Origin of the sequence: Streptomyces sp. NBC_01450, assembly GCF_036227505.1 — a bacterium.
In the GTDB taxonomy this organism is placed as follows: Bacteria; Actinomycetota; Actinomycetes; order Streptomycetales; family Streptomycetaceae; genus Streptomyces.
In genome coordinates, this window is sequence record NZ_CP109480.1 from 5,731,376 (window position 1) to 5,754,359 (window position 22,984).

Sequence of the window (22,984 nt, forward strand, 5' to 3'; positions counted from 1 at the left end):
GCTGAAGTGAGGAACGGCGAGTTCGTCCCGTACGCCACCACGGCCTGGCCCCGCCTGGTCCGCGCCGCGCACCTGCTCACCGGGGACCTCGACGAGGCCGAGGATCTCGTCAGGACCGCGCTGGCCCGGGTCCGTGCCCGCTGGCGGCGCATCCCGCGCGACGACATCGACTTCTACGTACGGCGTTCGCTGGTCAGAACCCACCTCGGCCGGGCGCGCAGGAGACGCGCCGCGCGTCTGCTGACACCGTTGCTGCCCGCGCGGGCGCGCCGGGCCGTTCCTGTCGCCGCGCGGGCCGCCGACCGGCGGGACGCGCTCGGCAGGGCGCTGGCCGCGCTGCCCGCGCGGCGGCGGGCCGTGATCGTGCTGCGCCACGGGGAGGGCCTGAGCGAGGCCGAGATCGCGCAGCTGCTCGGCTGTTCGCCCGGCACGGTCAAGGCGCACGCCCGGCGCGGTCTGGCGGCCCTGCGCGTCCATCCCTCTCTCGCCGCCCGCCTCGCCGCCTCCCCCGCCCCCTCCGTCGCCCCGTCCCCCGCTCGCCGACACCCCGTCTCCGGAGCCCGCTCATGAAACGTCACCGCAAGTTCCCGCGCCCGTCGGCCGAGGCCGAGCGGCTGCGCGAGGTGTTCACCGAAGCCGCCTACGACGTCACTCCCTCGGCCGTACCGCTGGCCGCCATCGAGCGCGCGGGCCTGCGGCGCAGGCGGCGCCGTACGGCCGCGGTGGCGGGGTCCGCGTGCGCCCTGCTGGTGGTCCCGCTGGCCGTGGTCGCACTGCGCGAGGCCGTGTCCTCGGGGGCGGGCGACGAGCAGGCGACGTCGCCCTCCGGTCTGCCCATGACCATGGTGCGGGTCGTGACCGCCGGCGAACGGGTCGAGGTCGCGCACGGCATCAAGATCTGGCTCACCGAGGACGGGGAGCACTGGTCCTCGCCGGCCGGCTCCGGACCGCGGTTCACCAGCGTGAAAGCCGGTGCCACCGACCCGGGCGAGCCCGGCGTCACCGTCCGGCAGGAGGGTGCGGGCGACCTGGGGTACTTCCTCTCCGGCCTCTACCGCGGCGAGAACGAGGCGGCGCGGGTCGAGGTCGGGACCACCTCGGGCCAGGTCGCGGGCACGGCCCTCACCCTCGCGGGCGACCCCCACTGGGGAGTCTGGTACGCGATGGTGAGCACGACGAAGTCGATCGCCCCCGGCACGCCCGTCGATGTGACCAGGAGAGTCACGGTGTACGACTCGGCGGGCGGGGTGATCGCGAGCACGGGGGCCGCCCGGTGAACGGCACGAACATGGACATGCACACGAACGGCGGCAACGGGCGGCACGGTGCCGGTGGGCGTGGCCGGGTCGTGGCGGGCCTGCGCCGCAGGCTCGTCAGGCGGCGGATCCGCATCCGTCGCACCCGCGGGCGCCGGCTGCGCCGCGCGATCGTCGTGCTGCTCACCGTCCTCGCGCACCTCGTCGGCGCGGCCGTGGTGGCGTACCACCTGACGAAGATCCCCGAGCCGCACCCGGAGACGGCGATGCAGAGCACGGTCTTCGTCGACGACCACGGCGACTACCTGGGCCGGCGCGGCCCCGTGGACCGGCAGGAGATCCCGCTCTCGCAGGTCCCCCGGTATGTGCGGGAGGCGGTGATCGCGGCGGAGAACCGGTCCTTCCGCACGGACACCGGGATATCCCCGAAGGCGATCGGCCGGGCGGCCTGGTCGACGGTGAGCGGGGGCGGCCGGCAGGGCGGCTCCACGATCACCCAGCAGTACGTCAAGAACGCCCTGCTCAGCCCGGAGCAGTCGCTGTCCCGCAAGGCGCGCGAGGCCCTGATCGCGATCAAGCTGGACCGCACCCGTTCGAAGGACGAGATCCTGCGGGGCTACCTCAACACCGTGTACTTCGGCCGGGGCGCGGCCGGCATCCAGTCCGCCGCGCGGAACTACTTCGGCGTCGACGCCGAGGACCTCACGGTGAGCCAGGGCGCCGCGCTCGCGTCCGTCATCAACATTCCCTCGTACTACGAGAAGGCGGGCTCCGATCCGAAGGTGACGGCCAAGCTCGTGGACCGCTGGGAGTGGGTGCTGGACGCGATGGCGCACAGTGGCGCGATCACGTCCGCACAGCGTGCCGCGGCCCGTTTCCCGGCCTTCCGTTTCTATCCGCCGGGCGACACGGACGGCCAGCGCCAGTACCTCATCGACGCGGCCGCCTCGGAGGCCGCCGACCGGCTCGGCATCACCGAGGACCAGCTCGCCCGCGGCGGCTACACGGTCCGTACGACCTTCGATCTCACGGCGCAGGACGCGACGGCGGAGCTGGCGGCCGACGGCGCCGGGAAGAAGACCGGTGAGCAGACGGCCGGGGCGAAGACAGCCGGGAAGAGGGCAGCCGGGGAAAAAGCGGCCGAGGAGAAGGCGAGCGAGGTGACGAGGCCCGGGGCCGGACCGGCCGGGGACGTCCGGGTCCACACGGCCGTGGTCGCGCTGGTCCCCGGGGACGGCGCGGTCCGGGTGCTGTACGGCGGCGCGGACTACGCCACTCAGCCCTTCAACGACGCGCGGGACGGAGCGGTGGAGGCGGGCACGGCGCTCCAGCCGTTCTCCGGCGTGAAGCTGCTCGCTCCCCTCACGGGCCTTGCCCGTACCGCGGCCCCGACCCCGCTCCGGCTGGCCTCCGCGTACGCCACGGCGGCGGCGCACGGCGTCTACGCCACGCCGTACACGGTCGCGAAGATCACCCGTGCGGGCCGCACCCTCTACGAGGCCCACCCCCGCACCCGTACGGCCATGACACCCGACGGCGCGGGGCTGATCACCAAGCTCCTGTACGGCCGGTCGGGCGCTCCTGTGGCCACCCACACCGGCGCCGCGGGCCTGCGCACACTCTGGCAGACGGCCTACGACGAACACCTCACGCTCACCGTCGCTCTCTTCGCGGAACACCCGGCCAAGGGCAAGAAGGCGGCCCTGCCCGCACCCCTCCCGTACACGGCGCAGAGCCGTTCACTGTTCGTGTCCGAGGGCGTCTGGTCCAAGATCGTCGGCACCGCCGAAGGCCACGATCCGGCTGCGGAACCAAATCCGGGGCTTCCAACCGGCCAAACAAAGCCCATACTGGCTACACGATGACGAAACCCTCCGCGCCCCGGCGCCACCTGCCCACCAGCCCCTTCGCCGCCCCGGTCGTCCCCGTGGCCAAGGAATTCAGCCTCGGAGACCGGGTCACCCACGACCAGTTCGGCCTGGGCACGATCATCGGTGTCGAAGAGGGCATCGCCATGCTCGTCGACTTCGGCTCCCGCCAGGCCCGCATCCTCAGCCCCTACAGCCGGATGGACCGGCTCTGACGCACGTCACGAGCACGCACCTCGCGACCGCGCACGTCACGAACGGCCCACTCCACTAGCCGCTCACCGCTCGTCGGCAGAGGCTGGACGTATGACCGTCCCGGCGCGTGATGACCTTCCCTTCGACGATCTCACGGACTTCGAGAACGCCGATCGGGGGTTCATCGCGTCGTTGGAGCCGCCCGTGATCATCGACGGCGAGGGACGGATCGTGTACGACGGGAACGCGTACGCGTTCCTGGACGAGGACTGCCCCGACACCGCGCATCCCAGCCTGTGGCGGCAGTCACGGCTGTGCGCGCGCCACGGCCTGTACGAGGTCACCGAGGGCGTGTACCAGGTACGCGGCCTCGACCTCTCGAACATGACCCTCGTCGAGGGCAGGCGCGGCGTGATCGTGATCGACCCGCTGATCTCGGCGGAGTGCGCCGCGGCCGCCCTCGGGCTCTACCACGAGCACCGGGGTCCACGCCCCGTGACCGGGCTCGTCTACACCCATTCCCACGTCGACCACTTCGGCGGCGCCCGCGGGGTGGTGCCGCGCCGCAGCGAGAGCGGGCTGCCCGTGCTCGCGCCCGCGGGGTTCCTGGAGCACGCGGTCAGCGAGAGCGTCTTCGCGGGCAACGCGATGCTGCGACGGTCCGCTTTCATGTACGGCTCCCGGCTGCCCAGGGCGCCGCGCGGCCAGATCGGTACCGGGCTCGGCACCATCACCTCCACCGGCACCGTCACGCTCATCGCCCCCAACGTGGACATCACCCGGACGGGGCAGGAGGAGACCCTCGACGGTGTGCGGTTCGTCTTCCAGCTCACGCCCGGCACCGAGGCGCCCGCCGAGATGAACTTCCTGCTCCCCGAGCAGCGCGCCCTGTGCGTGGCCGAGAACGCCAGCCACACCCTGCACAACGTGCTCACCCTGCGCGGGGCCCCGGTCCGCGACGCGCACGTGTGGGCCCGCTATCTCGACGAGACGATCGACGTGTTCGGTGACACCTACGACGTGGCGTTCGCCTCCCACCACTGGCCGATCTGGGGCCGGGCGAACGTCGTGAGGTTCCTCGGCGAACAGCGGGACCTGTACGCCTACTTGCACGACCAGACCCTGCGCATGCTCAACCGGGGCCTGACCGGCACCGAGATCGCCGAGGAGCTGCTGCTGCCGCCCGCCCTGGAGAAGGCCTGGCACGCCCGCGGCTACTACGGCTCGGTCAGCCACAACGTCAAGGCCGTCTACCAGCGGTACATGGGCTGGTACGACGGCAACCCCGCCCACCTCTGGGAGCATCCGCCGGTCGAACTCGGGCGGCGGTACGTGGAGTTGGCGGGCGGCCAGACGGAGACCCTGATCAAGGCGCGGGCGTACATCGACTCCGGTGACCTGCGGTTCGCCGCCACCCTCCTCAACCACCTGGTGTTCGCCGACCCGTCGAACAACGCCGCCAAGGACACGCTCGCGGGCGTCTACGAACGGCTCGGGTACGGCGCGGAGAACGGGACCTGGCGCAACGCCTACCTCACGGCCGCCCTGGAACTGCGTGCGGGCACCGCCGACATCCCCGTCGACACCACGAGCCCCGAACTGACGTCCGCGCTCACCGTGAGCATGCTGCTCGACTCGCTCGCCGTCCGTATCGAGGGCCCCCGCGCCTGGCACGAACACCTCACCCTCGACCTCGTCGTCATCGACGAACAGCGCCGCCACCGCGTCAACCTCCACAACGGCGCCCTCACCCATCGCGCCATGCCGGTCCACCACACCCCGAAGCCGCACGCGGACCTGACCCTGACCCTCACCCGCCCGGAACTGCTCGGGGTCGTGTCGGGGCAGGGCCTCGCGGGCATCGAGTCGGACGGCGACACCACCGTGCTGGCCCGGCTGCTCTCGTACGTCTCGGAGCCCGACAAGGCCTTCTCGATCGTGACGCCGTAGGAAAACCGTTCGACACGTCCGGCTCCGCCCGATGAGGATCCGCGCTGTGACAGACAACGCCGCAGAACCCAACGCCGGACGCCCCGCCCCGGTCCTCCCCGCCGACCCGAAGGCGGTGCGCTTCGTCGAACTGTCGAGCACGGCCATGACCGCCCTGCTGGACTCCGACCTCGACCGGGCCAGTGTCGAGGCGGGGGCCGACCTCACGGAGTACTTCCTCACCGACAGCGCGCGGTTCGTCTGGGGTCACCGCGTCGCACAGCTGGCCGCGGACCCCGCCTGCGCGGGGTGGATCACGCAGGCCGTGATCTCCGAACCGGAGGGCGCGGTCGTCGGCTACGCCGGGTTCCACGGACCGCCGGACGAGGCGGGCATGGTGGAGATCGGCTACGCCGTGGACCCCGGCCACCGCCGGCAGGGCTACGCCCGGGCGATCCTGGCCGCGTTGATGCGGCGGGCCGCCGTCGAGGCGCGGGTGCGGACCGTGCGGGTGTCGATCAGCCCGGAGAACGCCGCGTCCCTGGCCACGATCGGCGGGTTCGGCTTCGTGGAGGTCGGCGAACAGTGGGACGAGGACGACGGCCTCGAAACCATCTTCGAGATCCCCGCCTCCGAGATAGCCGTCCCGTCCCAGGGGGCTGCGCCCTCACACCCCCCGTCGGCCTGAACGGCCTCGTCCTCAACGCCGGACGGGCTGAATAGAGCGGGCCGGGGTGGGGCTTTCAGGGGCGCGGGGCTGTGACATATGCGGCTCCGCCGCGTGGGCGCGACCGGCCGCCACCGGCCCGTTACAGCGGGGGCTGGGCCGGGGCCGGGCCGAGGGTGGTGGTGCCGGGGGCCGTGCGGTGGCCGAGGCCCGTGCGGTAGGCGTCGAGGGCCGCTTCCACCCGCCCCGTCCGCCGCAACAGGTCCCCGAGGAGCCGGCACAGGTCGGCGAGATCCCCCGCCGCCCCCGCCCGCTCGAGAAGACTCAGCGCCCGCACGTAGTGCTCCTCGGCGGACTCCGTGTCCCGGGCGTCCTCGGCGATGATGCCGAGCAGCCGGTGCGCGCCGGCCGAGTGCACGGCGCCGCGCTCGGGGCTGAGGTCACCGAGCACCTCGTGGAGGAGGATGGCGGCCTCGGCCGACTTCCCGCGCCGGTGCAGTACGTCCGCGAGCTCCACGTTGACCTGGCTGGTGTAGAGCGCGGCGCGCTTCGCGGAGAGCATGACCTGCGCCTCCCGCAACTCGCTCTCCGCCCGCTCCAGTTCACCGTTCTGGGCGTACAAGTAGCCGCGCATCCAGTGACAGTTGGCGAGCTCGGTACGGATCTGGAGCTGACGGTAGAGCTCGGAGGCCTTGGCGAGGGAGGCGTCGGCCTCGGCGATCCGGCCCTCGGCGATCATCGTGCGGGCGACGGAACGGTGCATCCGGGCGACCAGGGCCGGATCGCCCACCTGGGGCGCGAGGGCGAGCGCGAACTCCGCCGCCTGTGCGGCCCGCGCGTGCGCGCCCATGTCCATGTACGGGGCGATGACTCCCGTGTAGAGGAGCAGCAGCGCGTCCGGGTCGTGCATCCCGGTGCGGTTGAGCTCGTCGAGGGTGGACTCGAACAGGTAGCAGGCGTAACGGAGTTCACCGGCGAGGTAGTGGGACACCGCCCGGCCGCGCAGGGCGGGTACCCGGTTCGGGAGGGGCGCGTCGCCGAGGCGCTGTTCCGAGGCCTCGAAACGCTCCCGCGCGGTCTGCAGGTCCCCGGTCTCCAGGGCGCACTCGCCGAGCCCGAGCAGCGCCGCGGCCTGCTCGGCGACGAGCCCGTGCGTGTCCGCCTCCGCGAGCAGCGCGTCGTACTGTTCCGCCGCGACCTCGGCCTCGCCGGTGGCGAGTGTGCGCTGGGCGTCGGTGAGCCGCAGCCGCAGGCCGGTGGCGAGGTGGGCGGGGCGCCCGGTCGCTATCTCCTCGTACGCCACGCCGAGCCGCTCGGCGATGTGCCGCAGCGCGGGCTCGGAGGCCCGCACCCGCCCGGCCTCCAGGGTGGAGATGTACGCGGGCGTGTACGCCGGTTCCGCCAACTGCTTCTGCGTCAAACCGCGTTCCGTACGCAACTGCTGAACCCTGCGCCCGATGACCTCCGGGCCGTCACGCTCCGCCATGGGTTAAGCATGCCATTAACCCGACTTACACTCGGCCAACTTTTGACTATTGTCCAACTCCCCTTGCGCCCCTTGCTCTTTGATGCTTCGAGCCCCTACGTTAAGCGGCGGATTAAGCCTGCTTAATACGCCGCTGTTGTTGCGAGGTCGCCATGCTCCGACGTATTTCCGCGCGCTACTTCAGAGGGTTCGGTGCTGCCGTCGTCGCGGTCGCCGCCCTGGTCCTGGCAGCGAACGCCGGTCCCGCCCGGGCGGCCGAACCCACCGCCGCGCTGCTCCAGCACCACACCGGCCACCCGGGGATCCCGCGGTAGACCGGCCGCCGACGGGAACTCCCCCGTCCCGTCGGCGGCCCTTACCCTTGGCCCGTGATCTCGCCTGCCGCACACACCGCGTTGGACCTCACCGCCGACCTCCCGGTTGCCGACCTGGAGGACTTCTACCGGGACCTGCACCGGCACCCGGAGCTGTCGATGCGCGAACACCGGACGGCCGCCGCGCTCGCCGACCGGCTGCGCACGTCCGGGTTCGACACGGTCACCGGAGTCGGTGGCACCGGAGTCGTCGGGGTCCTGCACAACGGGCCCGGGCCGACCGTGCTGCTGCGCGCCGACATGGACGCACTGCCGGTGCAGGAGGAGACGGGGCTGCCGTACGCCTCCCAGGCACCCGGTGTGATGCACGCCTGCGGGCACGATCTGCACGTCACCTGGCTGGCGGGCGCGGCCCGGGCGCTCGCCGCCGGACGCGACACTTGGTCGGGCACCCTCCTCGTGCTCGGACAGCCCGCCGAGGAGACCGGCGAGGGCGCGGCGGCGATGGTCGCGGACGGGCTCTACGAGAGGTTCCCGCGGCCGGACGTCCTGCTCGCCCAGCACGCGGCCCCCGGACCCACCGGGCTCTACGCCCACTCGCCCGGCCTGATCATGTCCGCCTCCACCGACGTCGACATCGTCGTGCACGGGCGGGGCGGGCACGGTTCGCGGCCGGAGTCCACCGTCGATCCGGTCGTCACCGCCGCGTACCTGGTGACCCGGCTGCAGACCGTCGTCAGCCGGGAGATCGCGGCGCGTGAGTCGGCCGTACTGACCGTGGGGCGGATCGAGGCGGGCACCCGGCACAACATCATCCCCTCCGAGGCCCGGATCGCCCTCAACATCCGTACGCAGTCGGACGAGGTCCGTGAGCGGATGATCGCGGCGATCCGGCGGATCGCGGCGGGCGAGTGCCTGGCCGCCGGCTGCCCGCGCGAGCCCGAGGTCGTCGTCGGCAACAGCTTCCCGGTCACCGTCAACGACCCGGAGACCGACCGCAGGGTCGCGGCCGTGCACGGCGAGGTCTTCGGCGCCGGGACCATACTCGACCCGGGCCCCGCGATGGGCAGCGAGGACTTCCCCCGGCTCGCGGACGGGAAGATCCCGTACTCCTACTGGTTCGTGACCAGCACCCCGGCCGAGGTGTGGAACGCGGCCCCGGGCGACGACCTCATGGAGAAGTTCGCGGCCGTGCCCAGCAACCACAGCCCGCACTTCGCGCCCGACCTCGCGACGCTCGTGCCGGGGGTGCGGACCCTGGTGTCGGGGGCGCTCGCCCATCTCGTCAGCCCGGAAGAGCCTTCCTGAGCTCCTTGTCCAGGTCGGCGGCCAGCTCCGCGTCGCCCGGCGGGTCGTCGGTGAACAGCCTGCCCAGCTCGGTGGCGAACGTCTGGGTGAACGCGCCGTACAAGGGGGTGCGGGGGCGCTGGACGGCGCGCCGGAGCGCGGGAAGCAGGATCGTACGGGCGTACGCGGGACGTCCGTGGTCGTCACGCGGCATGCGGTCGGCGCTCTCGCCGGAGGGCGAGGCCGAGGGGGAGGCGGCTCCGGGTGTCCTCGCCACGCCGCAGGTCACGTCGTCGGCCGTGTACGCGGACTCCCTGGTGGCCGCGAACCCCGCGTCGAGCAGACAGCGTTCGCTCTCCTTGTTGGTGAGGAAACGTATCAACTCCCTTGCCTTGTCGGCTCGTTGGGACGAACCGGCCAGTGCGAGGTTCTGGCCGCCGAGCACCGCCCGGCCGGGCAGCGGTGCGACGCCGAGCTGCGCCTCGCTCAGGGACTGGTGCAGGGTGCGGTAGGCGTACGGCCAGTGGCGCACGAACGCCGTACGGCCGTCCGCGAAGTCGGTGAGCGAGGCGCCCTCGTCGGAGCGGACCGCGTCCCCGAGCGTGTACGGGCCCTGGGTGCGGGCGCGCAGCTCCGCGAGGCCGTCCGCCAGCTGCTGGACGGTGGCGGTGTAACGGCCGTCCTCGTCGGTGAGGCCGACGCCGTCCATGGCGGACAGGAACGCCTCGACCCCGTTGACCGTGCGGCCCTCGTAGGGGCCGAGCTGGGTGGTCCAGCCCTTCTCGTACCCCTTCGGCCGCGGCAGGCCCGGCGCCTCGACGGCGTCGATGAGGTCCCGCAGCTGCCGCCAGGTGATCCCCTTGCTCAGGTCGGTGTCCTGGACGTGCGCCTGCTTGAGGTAGTCCCGCCGGTAGTAGAGCAGGCCGACGTCGCTGTTGAAGGGGACGGCGTAGAGCTTGCCGCCCCACCGGGCCGTGCTCGCGACCGACTCGATGACGTCCGCGTCGACCAGGGAGTCCGGCAGCGGGCTGATGAGGTGCGCGGCGGCGAACTCCGGCACCCAGGTGACGTCCAGGTTGACGACGTCGTACTCCGCGCTGCCGGACTGGAGCGCGCCGAGCAACTGGCTGCGCTGCTGGTCGGCGGAGCCCGGGAGTTCGACCAGGCGGGCGTGGACGTCGCTGTGTTCCCGGTCCTGCTGGGCGTTCCACGCGTCGATGAGCTGCTGGCGGATGCCGCCCTTGCCGGTCACGTCCCGCCCGCTGGCCACCACGATGTCCCCGGGAGCGCCGGGGGAGACCGTGGCGCCGGGTCCGGCCGGGCCACCGCCGGTGCAGGCGGTCAGCAGGAGGGCGAGAGCCAGCCCGTACCCGGACACCCTCCCGTACGCCCCCCGGTACGCCCGCCCGTACGTACGCCGTCGCCGCATCACTCGTCCCCCGTTCCGGTGCGCGCGACCTCGTCCCGCAGCCCCGCCACGAGGTCGCCCTTGGTGTCCAGGCAACGCCCGCCGCTCACGTCGGAGATCCGCTGGTCGGGCCTGCCCTTGGCGCAGCCGCCGCTGTCGAGGGCCGCCATGACCACCGGCACGCCCCGGATACGGGGCGAGGCGAGCAGCTCGTCCAGGTGGCCCTTCGCCGTGAGGTGGTTGTTGTCCTCGTCGTCGGTGAGGAAGACGATCAGCTCGGGGCGGTCGTCGTCCCTGCCCTTCCGGCCCATGGTGTCCAGCGCCGCCTTCAGCGCGGCGTACGGGTCGGCCTCCGCGTCCTTGACCGCGGCCCCGTCGAGGGCCCGCTCGGCGTCCTGGCGCTTGTGGGGGCCGAAGGACAGCAGTTCGGTGTACAGGCTGTGCCCCGGGGAGGCCACGGACCAGACGCCGTACTCGTCCTGTGTACCGAGTCCGCCGAGGGACTGCTTGAGGATGCCGGGGGCGCCGCCCGGCCCCTGCCACAGGCCGGCCATCGAGCCGGAGCTGTCCAGCAGGAAGAGCACCCGGCCGGGGCCGTTGGCGTTGCGGTACTGGTTCAGGGCCGTGTCCATCGCCTCGGCGCGCGCGGCCACGGCGGGCGGGCCGGGGTCGGTGATCAGGCCGTCGGCCGAGTCGTGGGCGGCGAGGAAGGCGTGGGTGCCGGAAGGGGCGCGGAAGCCGTCCTGCCCGAACACCGCGAGACCGTTGTCGGCCTCCTTGCCGCTCTCCTTGCCCCTCTCGTTGCCGTTCTCGTTGCCGTTCTTCCCGCCCGTGTCGCCGGTGCCCGTGAGCCAGTCGTGGAACCGCTGTACCGCGTCGTCCCGGGCCGCCTCGTCGTTGTCGCCGTCCTTCCAGCGGACCCGGACGAAGGTGGGGTCGAGGCCCGGCACGTCGTCGGGGTACTCGGCCCTCCGCGGGGTGCGCGTCGTCCGGTCGCAGCCGATCCCGCTCACCATCAGGAACTCCGGTACGAGTGCCCCGGTGCTCCGGTCGGTGTCCGCGTTGTCGGGCAGGGTGCACAGCAGGTCACCGGCGGCGGGCGCGGGCGGTCCGGCCGGGGCCACGCTCTCCTCCGCCCGGCCGACGTCGGCCTTGCCCGCGCCGTAGAGGCCGACCGTGGCCAGCAGCGCGGAGTCGGTGTACTCCGGGTCCGGACGTCGTACGGAGGCGGTCTTGTCCCGTCGGGCCAGCTTCGCCCGCAGGCCCGCGAGCGAGTCGCCGGTCCGGTCGTCCGCCGAGTCCTCGGCGATGTCCTGCGGCAGCGACAGCACCATCGGGGAGTACGCGAACGGCGCGGCGTCCGGCTCCAGCGTCACGTAGGTCCGCGCCACCCCGGAGGGGCGCGCCCTGGTCGCGGTCGCGAGCGTGGCCGGGATCCAGATGTCCGGCTGGGGCCCGATGTCGCGCTGTGGGTCGGTGTCGTCGCTCACCGGCCGTTGCCAGGGGTCCGACTGGTCGCGCAGGCCCGCCACCACGGCCGCCGACCCCGCGCCGTACACCGTGATCCCACTGCGCCGGCAGCCGCCGCCCGTGGTGTTCGCCGCCGACGTCAGATAGGTGTCGGCCGCCTTGCGCACGGTGGATTCGAGGTCGGGGTCCGTGAGCAGCCGCAGCTCCACGGGTGGGGCGCAGGTGGACCGGTCGGAGGCCGCGTTGCCGACGACGAAGTAGCCGACGAGGCCGAGGGCGGCGGCGAGGACGAGGAGGACGACGGCGAGGCGGCGGGACGGGAGGCCGCCGGGGGGACGGCCGGAGGGACGGGTCGGGTCGGGAGTCGTGGGCCGGAGCGCGCTCGGGCTCACGGACCCGGGCCGTAACCGGGCCGCCGCCGCGCGCACCCGGGCCACGGACGCCTTCGCCTTCGCCTTCGTGAGGAAGCTCCGGGACCTCAGGGCCCCGAGCGCGCGCTGCCGGCGGCGACCGGACGTGGGGCGGCTCACCACTCCCGTTCCGACGGTTCCCGGCGCGGGCTGCCGCAGGGCCGTTCCGGGGCCGACGGGTCTCCCGGCTCCCGCCCGGATGCCCAGCACCACGTCCACCGGCGGGTTCTCCGTGCGGCTCTGCGGTTCCCAGCATTCTCCGCGTTCGGTCCGGTGGTGGGCGGACATGTGGGCCCTGAGCGCCTCCGCGAGGTCCAGGAAGTGAACCTCGTCGCCCTGCCCCTCGATGCCCGACGTCAGCAGTTCCACCAGCCGGGCGGTGAACGGCGTGGGGGTGTCGGCGTCGCCCGCGTCGATGCGGTTGTTGGCCTGCACGCTCATCAGCACCGAGACGCGCCGTCGGACGTCGGGGCGCTCCACGGCCTCCCACACCCGGGCGGCGTTTCCCGCGTTGCAGCAGTCGAGGACGACCACGATCCGCTCGGCGTGGCTGTTGGCGAGGATGCGCAGCACGTTGGTGAACCGGGCCGCGCCCTCGAACCCCGCCGTCTCGCCCCGGACGACCTCCGCGTCGCGCATCTGCAGCCACAGTTCGTCGCCCGCGCTGGGTACGGCGCCGTGTCCGGCGAAGTAGAGCAGGAGCAGCCCCTCGGCGGCGTCGGCGGCCGCGCGCAGGGAGTGGCGGAAGTCGGCCAGCCGCGGTGAGCGCGCGACGGTGATCTCCAGGGGCCGGACGACTCCGCCCCGCTCCAGGGCACGTACGAGCAGGGCGAGGTTGTGGGCGACGGCGGGCAGCTGGCCCGGGACGCCGTCGCGGTGCTTCGGCCGGGTGAACTCGTACTCGGACACGCCGACGAGCAGCGCCCGGTTCACCTTTCCCCGCGGGTCGAAGCGGTCCACCCGACTACCTCTCGTCGGAGCCCAGGGGATCGACACGGGCCTCGGGCGGATCCCCGTTCTCCACGGAGCCGCGGTTGTCGCTCCAGGCCCGCACCGCGCTCTTGACCTGTGCGAGCAGCTCCTTGAAGAGCGTCTCCGCGCCCGCCCCGATCAGCACCAGCACGATGTCCATGCCGACGCCCATGGGCGTGCCCTGCTCATCGGTCCCGGCGCGCTCCTCGATCCTGAGGTCGCCCCGCTGGACCAGCCGCTCCAGCGGCCTCTCCCGCTCCAGCCACTTCTTCAGGGCGCCGACATCGCTGTCGCTCGCCGTCCCGTCCAGACGCACGCGGATGGCCCGGGTCGCCACACCCTCCCCCTCAGCAGTCATGACTCACCATCATGGCACCGGAGTTGACGCCGGGGGAGGCTCTCGACAGGGGCGGAGCGGCACACCCACGCATTCCTGTGACCCCTGCGCCTCATGTTGTCAGTGCCATGACTTAACCTTTGCCCACTCGCCACACATGACTCACAGGTCATACACGGCTCGCGGGTCATGCACGGCCGGGACATCACTCGACCCGTGTCAGTGGCACCCACACTTCGTACCGGGGGGTTCGAATCAGCGTGCGTATGCGCACTCTTCCCGCCGCCACAGCGCTGGCGGTCCTCTTCAGTTCCGCGGTGCTCGTCGCCGCGCCTGCGGCGTCTGCCGACACCACCAGGCCCATCGCGGTCTCGGACGCGGACGACACGGTCGTCGATGGCGTCCACCAGCGGCTCTACTTCAGCGACCGCTACCAAAACCGGATCGTCGTCACCGACAACACCGGCAAGGTCGTCACCTCGCTCACCGGGCTGCCCCAGGTCCGGGACCTCGAACTGAGCCCGGACTCCGGCACGTTGTACGCGGCGGTCCAGGGAGCCGACAAGATCGTCGCCTTCGACACGGCGACACTCACCCAGACCGCCGAGTACCCCACCGGCGAGAAGACCATCCCCTCCCGGCTCGCCTACGCCGACGGCAAGCTGTGGTTCGGCTACGGCGACCAGTGGGAGTCCGGGCTCGGTGAGGTCGACCTGACCGCCGAGACGCCCACGGTGACCCTCGACCTGGCGGCCGGCCACGACTTCTCCAGCCCGCCCGAGCTCTACGCCGACCCCGACAACCCGGGCACGCTGCTCGCGCTCGACGCGCACATCAGCTCCGCCCCGATCGTCGTCTACGACATCTCCTCCGGTACCCCGGTGATCCGCGTCTCCGCTGAGAAGGGCGGCTTCTACCGCGACGCGGCCCTCACCCCGGACGGCCAGAACGTCGTCGTGGCCGGGCCCGGGAACCGGGCACTCACCGAGTACCGGCTCTCCGACCTGGAGCAGGTGCGCACCTACCCCGTGCGCGACGAACCGGAGACGGTCAGCGTCGCTCCGGACGGCACGGTCGCGGCGACCGTCCTCGACACCGACAACCTCGGCGACACGTATGTCTTCAGCGGCGGCTCCGACAAGCCCGCCAGCGTCCGCAACCTGTCGTCCAGCTGGATGCCGTGGTTCGGGCACTCGATGAACTGGTCGGCCGACGGCGGGAAGCTGTTCGTGCTGACCGGGTCCAACGAGTCCACCGAGTTCCACGCCGTCGACGAGCCCCGCAAATACGCCGCCACCCTGACGGTCGACGCACCCGCCACCGCCACCCGGGCCAAGTCCCTCACCGTCAGCGGCAAGCTCACCTCCGGTCTGGCGCTGCCCGCCGGGACCCCGCTCACCGTCACCCGCACCGACATGGAGTCGCCGAACGGGAAGTCGCTGGGCACCAAGACCCTCGGCGCCGGTGGCAAGTTCTCCTTCAAGGACACCCCGCCGGCCGGCGGCAAGGTGAAGTACACCGTGAAGTACGCGGGTGACGCCACGCACACCCCGGCGTCCGCCTCGGACACGGTGGAGGTCTCGCGCGCCACCCCGACGCTGACCCTGAACAACAATCGCAAGGTGTACGCGTACGGCACCGACGTGAAGTTCACGGCGCATCTGGGGTCGACGTACAAGAACCGCACGGTCGAGATCTGGGCCGACCCGTTCGGCTCCGACAAGCCCAACAAGCTGGTGAAGTCCGGCAAGGTGAACTCCTCGGGCAATCTCACCGTCACGCTCGACCTCAAGCGCGACGCGAAGGTCACCGCGAAGTTCGCGGGCGACTCGCGCTACAAGTCGAAGTCCGTGAGCAGCACCGTCGGCGCCAAGGTGAAGGTGTCCACGGCGATCAGCGGCCAGTACAAGAAGAAGTCGGTGTACGGCCACACGTACTACTACTTCCACAAGTCCAAGGACCCGCTGTTCACCACGACGATGACGGCGTACCCGCACCGTCAGCAGCGGCTGGAGATGGAGCTCTACTACCAGGGCACCTGGTACGACGCGGGCACCCAGTACTTCAAGCTGAGCTCCACGGGCGTGTCCAAGGTGCAGCTCGGCGGCACCCACGAGACGGGCTACCGGATGCGTGTGCGTTCCTCGTACTACAACGGCACGTCGGGCGACAACGTGAACTCGACGACGCACGGCGACTGGAAGTACTTCATCTTCACCGGCTGATCAATCGGTTGACTCGTCGGCTGACTCATCGGCTGATGCGTCAGCGCCGTGACCCGGAAGCCCGCCTTCCCCGGGGAAGGCGGGCTTCCGCATGTCTTGGACCGTTGTTCCCGACCTGCCCTCACACCCGCGCCTGGAGTCTGCTGAGGTGCCGCTGGACGTGGTCCAGCGCGCCCCGTCGGCGCCCCGGCACGCGCATCCTCAACTCGGTGAGCATGGCGCCGAGTTCGACCGCCCGCGCGAAGTCGGCTATCTGACCCCACTGGTGGTGGGCCCGGTCCACGGCCGACTCCACGGCCGGGGCGTCGGCGGGCTGGCCCCCGGCCAGCCGGTGCCCGGCGATCGCCAGCCAGGTGCGGCAGCTGCCGACCGGATCGCCCGCGAGCATCGCCAGGTCCGCGCGGACCTCCGCCCAGTGCAGGGCCTGTTCGGAGGCGACGCCCCAGGCGCGGACCGCCTCCTGTTCCCAGCGCGCCGCGAGCGCCGCGGCCTCGTCGTGCCGGCCCGCCTGCGCGGCGGCGGTGATCGCGGCATGCGGGTCCGGGACCACGGGTGGCCGCGCGGGCGCCGCCAGCACGATCCCAGGCGACCCGCTCTCGGCCTCCACCCGGGCCAGCGACTGCTGGTGCAGCAGTGTGAGTTCGGGCCGCCGGCCGCTGCGCAGGATCGTGGCGAGCGCCTTCATGTACGCCGGTGACGCCACCGAGCGCCGGGGCGGCGGCGGGGCGACGCGGCCGTACAGGCCCACCCCCGTGCCCGCGGTGAGGGGGCTCGTCGCGAGGTGCTCCCAGGTCTCCGCGTCCACGTGCAGGTCGACCAGGAGGTCGGTGGTGCCCGGCGCGCGCAGCCGGAGCTCCTCCTTGATCCAGTGCCAGGGGAAGGCCGTGTAGCGGACGGTCGACGGCGTGGTGCGGGCCAGCGCGAGGTGCGGCAGGCGCTGGCGGCGGTCCAGTTGGAGCTGGCCCGTCACGAACATCGTCAGCGGGCCGGGGGTCGCGCCGGCCGCGCGCAGCCGGGTCAGCACGGCCTGCGGCTCCAAGGGGTCGGCCAGTTCCACCACGTTCGCGGTCTCCGTGCCGGACAGCACCGCGGGGGACACCGCCGCGAGCACGGGGAGCACGGACGCCGCGTCCACCAGACGCCCTTTGCCCACCGGTGAGGCCGCGAGGAGCAGCACGGTTCCGGGCATGGTTCCCTCCCTCCCCATCGATCACGTACGCCAGCACCGTAACCGCTGCGCCTGCAAAGAGGGGACGCCAGTCGGGCAAACGCCCGCCTATGGCTGGGTTGTGCCCCTGTCCTCGCCCTCCGGGGCCACGTTCGGCGAGACCACCTGGTTCGGGCCCTCACATCGTCGTACCGCGAAGATCGTGGTGTCGTCGGCCAGGTGCCCGCCGCAGTGCCGCAGTGTGCCGTCGCGGACGAGTTCGACGAGGTGCTGCGGCTCGAGGGTGCGCGGATCCTCGGTGCGTGCGCGGGTCACCCGGTCGAGCAGCGGGAAGAACACGCCGTCGGCGTCGCGGGCCTCGGTCACCCCGTCCGTGACCAGGAGCAGGGTCTCGCCGGGGACCAGAACGGCGGTCAGGACGAGCGGCTGGTCGGGGGACAGCTCGGAGAGGCCCAGCGGGAGTCCGTGGCCCGGCGGCAGGGCACGTACGCCGTCGGGCGCGACCACGAGTGGCGGCTCGTGACCGAAGTTGACGAACTCGACGGTGTCCCGGCCGTCGTCGGGGAAACCCACCAGGACGGCGGTGGCGAAGCGGTCGTGGTCGTCGTGTCCGACCGCCTTGCGGTAGCCGATGTGCCGACGCATCCGTACCTCCAGGCGTTCGGCGACGGTACGCAGGACGGGTTCGTGGTAGGCCGCCTCGCGGAACGTGCTTAGCAGCGCGGCCGCCGCCTCCACCGCGCCGAGCCCCTTGCCCTGCACGTCGCCCAGGAGCAGCCGGGTGCCGCAGGGGCCCGGCTGGATGTCGAAGAAGTCCCCGCCGACCCGGGCCTCGCTGTCGGCGGCGAGGTACACGGCCGCGTGGTCGAGGCCGCCCCAGCCCGGCGGCATCGGGCGCAGCACGGTGCGCCGGGTCGTCTCGGCGACGTCCCTCATGTGCAGCATGCGCCGCTCGCTGCGGACCCGGACCGCACAGGCCAGGACCGCGAGGGCGCCGCCCACGCTGACGAGGATGAAGTCGGGAAGGCCGGTCTGGTACTGGTGCTGCCAGGACGCGTCCACCTCGACGTAGGTGACGACCGACAGGCAGGCGAAGACCGCCGTGGTCCACACCCCGCAGATCGCCGCCGCGATGCCGGGGACGAGGATGATCCAGGAGATGATCCGGAACTGGTCGGAGGTGTTCCAGTCGGCCAGCCCGATGCCGATGAGCAGGAGCAGCGGCGGCACCCAGGCGACGCTGTGGCCGCGCAGCCGCAGCACCTTCTGCCGCTGGACGGAGTCGTCGCGCTCCTCCGGGGGCGGCGGGCCGAGCAGCGGTGACAGGTCTCGGATGCGTCGCAGGGCGCCCACATCGCCGTACCGCCCCTTCCTTGTCAGTACGCCACCGACATCCGGGCGCGCGGGTGGGCGGGCGTCTCCAGCTCGTCGACGAAGGCGATGGCGTAGTCCTCGGCGCTGATCCGGCTGTTGCCGTGCTCGTCGGTGAGCAGCCGGTCGCCGCCGAGGCGGAAGTGGCCGGTGCGGGGGCCCGGGGCGATGTCGGCGGCGGGCGAGACATAGGTCCAGTCGAGGTCGTCGAGCGTGCGGTAGAAGTCGAGGGCGTCGCGGTGGGCGAGCGCCTCCGCCAGCACGGTCTCCGGGAAGCCGGGCTGGTCCAGGACCGTCTGCCCGGGCGCGACCTCCAGGCTGCCCGCCCCGCCCACGACGACCAGCCGCCGCACCCCGACGGCCCGGACGCCCTCCACCAGCGCCCTGTTCAGCGCCAGGAACGGTTCCCGGGGTTCCGTGCCGTCCCTGGGTGGCACACAGGCCGACGCCACCACGTCCGCGCCCGCCACCAGCTCGGTCACCTTCACGGGGTCCGAGGCGTCCGCGGCGGTCGCCGTGACCCCGGGGACCGGGGACTGCCCTGACCTGCTCACCGCCAGGACCTGGTGCCCGCGCGCCGACGCCTCCGTGGCGATACGACTGCCGATCATGCCGGTGGCGCCGAAGAGTACGACCTTCATGGAATTCAGCGAAACACGTGGCCAAAGCCCCCGCATCCCGACTTGCCAGCGACCCGGGCGGGGTGTGACCTGGAACCCGGGGCGAGGAGAGAGGAGTGCTCCCATGATTCACGCGCCAGCTGCCTCATCGGCGTCAGGGACACGACACACAGCGGTGACAGGACGTACAGCGGGAACGGCCGGAATCGCGGGTTCGACATGGGCGGCGCGAACGCACCGCGCACCCGACGTCTTCGACGCGCGCACCCACGCCGTCGCGAAGTGGGCGGTGCCCGTCCTCGGCGGGCTGCTCTACGGGTACTGGGCGGCGGCCAACCTGCGCGACGCCGGACCGATCACGGGCTGGAACGTCCTGTTCGGATTCGTGTGCGCGATCGTGTTCGCGGCCGCCTACATCGGCGTCCGCATGCTGGCGCCGGTGCTCAGGCGTGAACTGCACGCGCTGGTGTGGACCGCGTTCGCGGGCATCGCGTTGGGGTTCCTCTTCAGCCTGACCGGCGAGTCCGTGCTGCGCTCCACGTTCGTGGCGCTGGGGGTCTCGGTGCTCGTGCTCGCGGGGAGTTTCTACCACTACTACACGCACGAGGACGCGGCCGGCCATCCGGTGAACTGACGGAACGGCGCGTCGCTGACGCGGCGGCCCATGGTGCACGAGGCCCCGGCAGCCTGCCGGGGCCTCGTGCACCTCCCTCACTCACCTACCCCCTGGGACCAGGTCCCAGGAGCCCTGGGAAGTGCCGCTACAACCAGGTAACACCCGTTCGGGTGAGCTCTCCACCGGAGCGGCTTGTCGTCTGCGTCCATATGCAGTCACACCGCTCGCGCCCGCCGCCCCCGCGGCCTTGCCTGATGGGGTGTCCCCTCGTGTGCGCAGCACCCTGTCGGCCGTCCTGATCGCCCTCGCCTGTCTGTTGGCGCCCCTCGGCGCGCTGTCGACCTGGGCGGCGTACGGGATCGGCGACGACGAGCGCTACGAGGCCGCGATGGAGCCGCTCGCCGCCGACACGGACGTACGGGAGGCCATCGCCGCGGCCGTCACGACCGGGATCCTGCACGAAGTCCACGTGCGGGCACCGCTCCAGGCACCGGTGAACCACTTCGTACGGGACGCGGTGCGCTCGTTCACCCTGTCACCGGCGTTCCACACGGCGTGGCAGGCCGCGAACCGGGCCGCGCACGAGGCCGTGATGCGGGCGCTGCGCAGCGACCGCGAGGAGGCCGTGACGATCGACCTCGGGCCGGTCGTCGAACAGGTCAGGAATCAACTCGCCGACGCGCACGTGCCGTTGGCGAACCGCATCCCCGTCGCGCACACCGAGATCACGGTGTTGCCCTCGGAGAATCTGGCCGAGCTCCGGAAAGGGTTCCACGTGCTTGAAGTCGCCGGATTCTGGCTGCCCGTCGCAGCGGCCGTCCTCGCCGTGACGGGCATCCTCGTCGCGGTGTGCCGCAGACAGGCGGTGCTGGCCACCGGGCTCGGCACGGCGCTGGGCGCCGCGCTGCTCGGCGTCGCGGTGGCCGTCGGCCGCCGGCTCACCCTCGCCGACCTGCCGCCCGACGTGTCCCCCACGGCGGTGGGCGCGGTCTACGACGCCCTCACCGACACCCTGCGCCTGGTCTCCTGGGCGCTGCTCGCGCTCGGCCTCACGGTGGCGGGGACCGCCCTGCTCACGGCCGCGTACGCGCGACGTCGGCGAGCGTCCCGAGCGCCCGGGCCAGCTCCGACGGAGCCACCGACCCGAGTCCGAGCCTGACGGCGTCCGAAGCGCCCGCCGAGGCGGCCGGGGCGGCGGCGAAGGCCGAGCCCGGGGTCACCGCGATCCCGCGCGCCGCTGCCGCCGCCGTGAACGTGTCCGCCCGCCAGGGCGCGGGCAGCTCCCACCAGACGTGGTAAGCCCGCGGATCGGCCCGCACACGGAACCCGGCGAGATGCTCGGCGACCAGCCCCTGCCGCAGCGCCGCGTCCGCCCGCTTGGCGGTGACCAGCCGGGTGACCGTGCCGTCCCCCAGCCAGCGCACCGCGGCCTCCAGCGCGAACCGTCCCGCCGTCCAGGCACCGGAGCGCAGCGCCGCCGCCACGTCCTCGACCCGGCCCTCGGGCACGACGAGAAAGCCCACGGTGAGGCCGGGCGCGACCCGCTTGGAGAGGCTGTCGACGAGGTAGGTGCGCTCGGGGGCGTGGGCGGCGAGGGGGTCGGGGCCGGTGTGCAGGAAGGACCAGATGCGGTCCTCGACGAGCGGGAGGTCCAGGTCGCGTGCGGTGTCGGCCAGTTGCCGTCGACGCGCGTCCCCCATCGTCGCGGACGTCGGATTGTGCACGGTGGGCTGGACGTACACCGCGGACAGGGGTGCCGAGCGGTGGGCCGCGGTGACCGCCTCGGGCCGCAGCCCCTCGTCGTCCATGGCCAGCGGCACCAGAGTGACGCCGAGCCGCGTGGCGATCTCCTTGACCAGCGGGTACGTCAGCGCCTCGACGCCGACACGGCCGCCCGGCCGGACGAGGGAGGCGAACGCGGCGGCGATGGCCTGGCGGGCGTTGCCCGCGAAGGCCAGCCGGGACGGGGCCGGGCGCCAGCCCGGGGTGGCGAGGAGGGCGGCGGCGGCCTCGCGGGCGGCGGGCGTACCGGTGGCGGAAGCCGTGCGCAGGGACTCGGTGAGGACGTCGGGGCGCAGCAGCGGGGCGAGTGCGGGGGTGAGCAGCTCCGACTGGCCCGGTACGGACGGGTAGTTGAGCTCCAGGTTGACGAGCGGGGCCGGGGAGTCGGGGGACGGCTCGGCGAGGGCGCGTCCCGAGGGCAGGGGGGCGGCCCGGACGAAGGTGCCGCGCCCGACCTCGCCCACCACCAGTCCGCGCCGCACCAGTTCGGCGTAGACGCGTCCGGCCGTCGATCCGGCGATCCCGCGCCGTCGGGCGAACGCCCGTTGCGGGGGCAGCCGTTCGCCCGGCCTGAGCCGCCCGGCGGCTATGTCGTCGGCGAGCCGGTCGGCGATACGCCGGTAGTCGTCCACCACGTGAACGTTCCCCCTTGTCTCGGATCGCTCGTGCCGCGGCGCCCGTTCGGATTGCACCGAGGGCAAAGATCTTATTGCACCGGGCGGTTGGCCCGACCTAGGGTCGTGACCATGGCACCCTTCCTCGCGTACGAGGACAAAGGGGGCGCCGCCGATGCCGCGGCGCTCCCTCTCGTCCTGATCCACGGCCACCCCTTCGACCACACGATGTGGACCCCCCAGATCGCCGCGTTCTCCTCGCGGCGGCGGGTGATCGCCCCGGACCTGCGCGGCTACGGCGCCTCTGCGGTGGTCCCCGGCGTCACCCCCCTCGCCACCTTCGCCGAGGACATCGCCGCACTGCTGGACGACCTCGGGGTGGACCGGTTCGTCCTCGCCGGACTCTCCATGGGCGGCCAGATCGCGATGGAGTGCTACCGGCTGTTCCCGGAGCGGATCCGCGGGCTGGTACTGGCCGACACGTTCCCGTCCGCCGAGACCCCGGAGGGCAGAAAGGCGCGGGCCGCGATGGCGGACCGGCTGCTGCGCGAGGGCATGACCGGCTACGCCGACGAGGTGCTGTACAAGATGGTCGCGCCGTACGCGGACCCCGAGGTCGCGGCGCACGTGCGCCGCATGATGACCGCCACGCCGCCCGAGGGCGCGGCGGCGGCCCTGCGGGGACGGGCGGAGCGCCCGGACTACCGCGACCTGCTGACCCGCGTCACCGTTCCGGCCCTCGTCGTCGTGGGCGCCGACGACGAGTACACCCCCGTCCGCGACGCGGAGGCGATGCACGCGGCGCTCCCGCACTCGACGCTCAGGGTGATCGCCTCGGCGGCCCACCTGCCGAACCTGGAGCGGCCCGAGGAGTTCAACGGGGCGCTGGCGGACTTCCTGGACACACTCGACGCCTGAGCAGACGTCCCACCCGCCTTTGAGGGAGGATTCGGGCACGCCACGCAGACGAGCGGAAGGCAGGCCCGGAC

The 22,984-nt window shown here is 72.6% G+C and carries 20 protein-coding genes; 12 read left to right on the forward strand and 8 right to left on the reverse strand.

Annotated features, from left to right (window positions below; translation table 11 throughout):
* Nucleotides 1–6 precede the first annotated feature (6 nt).
* The 6 genes from OG568_RS25490 (at nt 7) to OG568_RS25515 (ending at nt 5,936) form a co-directional block, all read left to right on the forward strand.
* Entirely contained in the window at nt 7–570 is a 564-nt protein-coding gene (locus OG568_RS25490) for a SigE family RNA polymerase sigma factor (protein WP_329533250.1), read from the forward strand.
* Complete coding sequence (locus tag OG568_RS25495; RefSeq protein WP_329533251.1) at nt 567–1,277, forward strand: hypothetical protein; 711 nt, start codon at nt 567–569, stop codon at nt 1,275–1,277. Before OG568_RS25490 ends, OG568_RS25495 begins: the two co-directional genes overlap by 4 nt.
* Nucleotides 1,274–3,121: a transglycosylase domain-containing protein gene (locus tag OG568_RS25500; protein ID WP_329533252.1), complete on the forward strand. Its 1,848-nt coding sequence runs from the start codon at nt 1,274–1,276 to the stop codon at nt 3,119–3,121. Before OG568_RS25495 ends, OG568_RS25500 begins: the two co-directional genes overlap by 4 nt.
* Entirely contained in the window at nt 3,118–3,339 is a 222-nt protein-coding gene (locus OG568_RS25505; RefSeq protein WP_168493761.1) for a hypothetical protein, read from the forward strand. Before OG568_RS25500 ends, OG568_RS25505 begins: the two co-directional genes overlap by 4 nt.
* Nucleotides 3,340–3,430: 91 nt before the next feature.
* A complete protein-coding gene (locus tag OG568_RS25510; protein ID WP_329533253.1) occupies nt 3,431–5,269 on the forward strand; it encodes an alkyl/aryl-sulfatase in 1,839 nt (612 codons plus the stop codon).
* Between the two features lie 46 nt (nt 5,270–5,315).
* Nucleotides 5,316–5,936, forward strand: a complete 621-nt coding sequence (locus tag OG568_RS25515; protein WP_329533254.1) for a GNAT family N-acetyltransferase — start codon at nt 5,316–5,318, stop codon at nt 5,934–5,936.
* 121 nt (nt 5,937–6,057) lie between these two features.
* On the opposite strand, the gene OG568_RS25520 is transcribed toward OG568_RS25515, so the two are convergent.
* Nucleotides 6,058–7,401, reverse strand: coding sequence for a helix-turn-helix domain-containing protein (locus OG568_RS25520; RefSeq protein ID WP_266584048.1), 1,344 nt, complete (start codon nt 7,399–7,401; stop codon nt 6,058–6,060).
* 152 nt (nt 7,402–7,553) lie between these two features.
* Here OG568_RS25520 and OG568_RS25525 point away from each other — a divergent pair, with 152 nt between their 5' ends.
* Both OG568_RS25525 and OG568_RS25530 read left to right on the forward strand, forming a co-directional pair.
* Nucleotides 7,554–7,715: a hypothetical protein gene (locus OG568_RS25525; protein WP_266432355.1), complete on the forward strand. Its 162-nt coding sequence runs from the start codon at nt 7,554–7,556 to the stop codon at nt 7,713–7,715.
* A 54-nt stretch (nt 7,716–7,769) separates the two neighbouring features.
* Entirely contained in the window at nt 7,770–9,023 is a 1,254-nt protein-coding gene (locus OG568_RS25530; protein WP_329533255.1) for an amidohydrolase, read from the forward strand.
* Here OG568_RS25530 and OG568_RS25535 read toward each other — a convergent pair.
* From OG568_RS25535 to OG568_RS25545, 3 genes are read right to left on the reverse strand one after another with little or no spacing between them, the layout of a single operon-like run.
* Complete coding sequence (locus OG568_RS25535) at nt 9,001–10,431, reverse strand: extracellular solute-binding protein (RefSeq protein WP_329533256.1); 1,431 nt, start codon at nt 10,429–10,431, stop codon at nt 9,001–9,003. The two genes, OG568_RS25530 and OG568_RS25535, sit on opposite strands and share 23 nt — an antisense overlap.
* Nucleotides 10,431–13,250, reverse strand: coding sequence for a caspase family protein (locus tag OG568_RS25540; RefSeq protein ID WP_329533257.1), 2,820 nt, complete (start codon nt 13,248–13,250; stop codon nt 10,431–10,433). Before OG568_RS25540 ends, OG568_RS25535 begins: the two co-directional genes overlap by 1 nt.
* Nucleotides 13,251–13,254: 4 nt before the next feature.
* Nucleotides 13,255–13,620, reverse strand: coding sequence for a hypothetical protein (locus tag OG568_RS25545; RefSeq protein ID WP_266432364.1), 366 nt, complete (start codon nt 13,618–13,620; stop codon nt 13,255–13,257).
* A gap of 245 nt (nt 13,621–13,865) precedes the next feature.
* On the opposite strand from OG568_RS25545, the gene OG568_RS25550 reads away from it, so the two are divergent.
* A complete protein-coding gene (locus tag OG568_RS25550) occupies nt 13,866–15,824 on the forward strand; it encodes an Ig-like domain repeat protein (RefSeq protein ID WP_443077767.1) in 1,959 nt (652 codons plus the stop codon).
* Nucleotides 15,825–15,945: 121 nt separating this feature from the next.
* On the opposite strand, the gene OG568_RS25555 is transcribed toward OG568_RS25550, so the two are convergent.
* The 3 genes from OG568_RS25555 to OG568_RS25565 all read right to left on the reverse strand — a co-directional run bounded on the left by OG568_RS25555 (nt 15,946) and on the right by OG568_RS25565 (nt 19,004).
* On the reverse strand, nt 15,946–17,013 hold the full coding sequence (locus tag OG568_RS25555) for a hypothetical protein (RefSeq protein ID WP_329533259.1): 1,068 nt from the start codon (nt 17,011–17,013) through the stop codon (nt 15,946–15,948).
* 87 nt (nt 17,014–17,100) lie between these two features.
* Nucleotides 17,101–18,336, reverse strand: a complete 1,236-nt coding sequence (locus tag OG568_RS25560) for a PP2C family protein-serine/threonine phosphatase (RefSeq protein WP_443077882.1) — start codon at nt 18,334–18,336, stop codon at nt 17,101–17,103.
* A gap of 32 nt (nt 18,337–18,368) precedes the next feature.
* Nucleotides 18,369–19,004, reverse strand: coding sequence for an NAD(P)-dependent oxidoreductase (locus OG568_RS25565; RefSeq protein WP_329533260.1), 636 nt, complete (start codon nt 19,002–19,004; stop codon nt 18,369–18,371).
* Between the two features lie 154 nt (nt 19,005–19,158).
* Here OG568_RS25565 and OG568_RS25570 point away from each other — a divergent pair, with 154 nt between their 5' ends.
* Both OG568_RS25570 and OG568_RS25575 read left to right on the forward strand, forming a co-directional pair.
* Nucleotides 19,159–19,617, forward strand: coding sequence for a hypothetical protein (locus OG568_RS25570; RefSeq protein WP_329533261.1), 459 nt, complete (start codon nt 19,159–19,161; stop codon nt 19,615–19,617).
* A gap of 241 nt (nt 19,618–19,858) precedes the next feature.
* Nucleotides 19,859–20,758, forward strand: a complete 900-nt coding sequence (locus OG568_RS25575; RefSeq protein WP_329533262.1) for a hypothetical protein — start codon at nt 19,859–19,861, stop codon at nt 20,756–20,758.
* On the opposite strand, the gene OG568_RS25580 is transcribed toward OG568_RS25575, so the two are convergent.
* Entirely contained in the window at nt 20,673–22,013 is a 1,341-nt protein-coding gene (locus OG568_RS25580) for an aminotransferase-like domain-containing protein (RefSeq protein WP_329536451.1), read from the reverse strand. The two genes, OG568_RS25575 and OG568_RS25580, sit on opposite strands and share 86 nt — an antisense overlap.
* 114 nt (nt 22,014–22,127) lie before the next feature.
* Between OG568_RS25580 and OG568_RS25585 the strand changes: the two genes are divergently transcribed.
* Nucleotides 22,128–22,913 (forward strand): alpha/beta fold hydrolase, encoded by a 786-nt coding sequence (locus OG568_RS25585; RefSeq protein ID WP_329533263.1) that lies wholly within the window; start codon nt 22,128–22,130, stop codon nt 22,911–22,913.
* Nucleotides 22,914–22,984: the final 71 nt, after the last annotated feature.

Bases quoted from the DNA above. Each gene is read 5' to 3' on its own strand.
- OG568_RS25550 (WP_443077767.1), top strand. From the start codon at position 13,866: ATGCGCACTCTTCCCGCCGCCACAGCGCTGGCGGTCCTCTTCAGTTCC.
- OG568_RS25505 (WP_168493761.1), top strand. From the start codon at position 3,118: ATGACGAAACCCTCCGCGCCCCGGCGCCACCTGCCCACCAGCCCCTTC.
- OG568_RS25535 (WP_329533256.1), bottom strand. From the start codon at position 10,431: ATGCGGCGACGGCGTACGTACGGGCGGGCGTACCGGGGGGCGTACGGG.
- OG568_RS25510 (WP_329533253.1), top strand. From the start codon at position 3,431: ATGACCGTCCCGGCGCGTGATGACCTTCCCTTCGACGATCTCACGGAC.
- OG568_RS25495 (WP_329533251.1), top strand. From the start codon at position 567: ATGAAACGTCACCGCAAGTTCCCGCGCCCGTCGGCCGAGGCCGAGCGG.
- OG568_RS25545 (WP_266432364.1), bottom strand. From the start codon at position 13,620: ATGACTGCTGAGGGGGAGGGTGTGGCGACCCGGGCCATCCGCGTGCGT.
- OG568_RS25555 (WP_329533259.1), bottom strand. From the start codon at position 17,013: ATGCCCGGAACCGTGCTGCTCCTCGCGGCCTCACCGGTGGGCAAAGGG.
- OG568_RS25585 (WP_329533263.1), top strand. From the start codon at position 22,128: ATGGCACCCTTCCTCGCGTACGAGGACAAAGGGGGCGCCGCCGATGCC.
- OG568_RS25520 (WP_266584048.1), bottom strand. From the start codon at position 7,401: ATGGCGGAGCGTGACGGCCCGGAGGTCATCGGGCGCAGGGTTCAGCAG.
- OG568_RS25565 (WP_329533260.1), bottom strand. From the start codon at position 19,004: ATGAAGGTCGTACTCTTCGGCGCCACCGGCATGATCGGCAGTCGTATC.
- OG568_RS25525 (WP_266432355.1), top strand. From the start codon at position 7,554: ATGCTCCGACGTATTTCCGCGCGCTACTTCAGAGGGTTCGGTGCTGCC.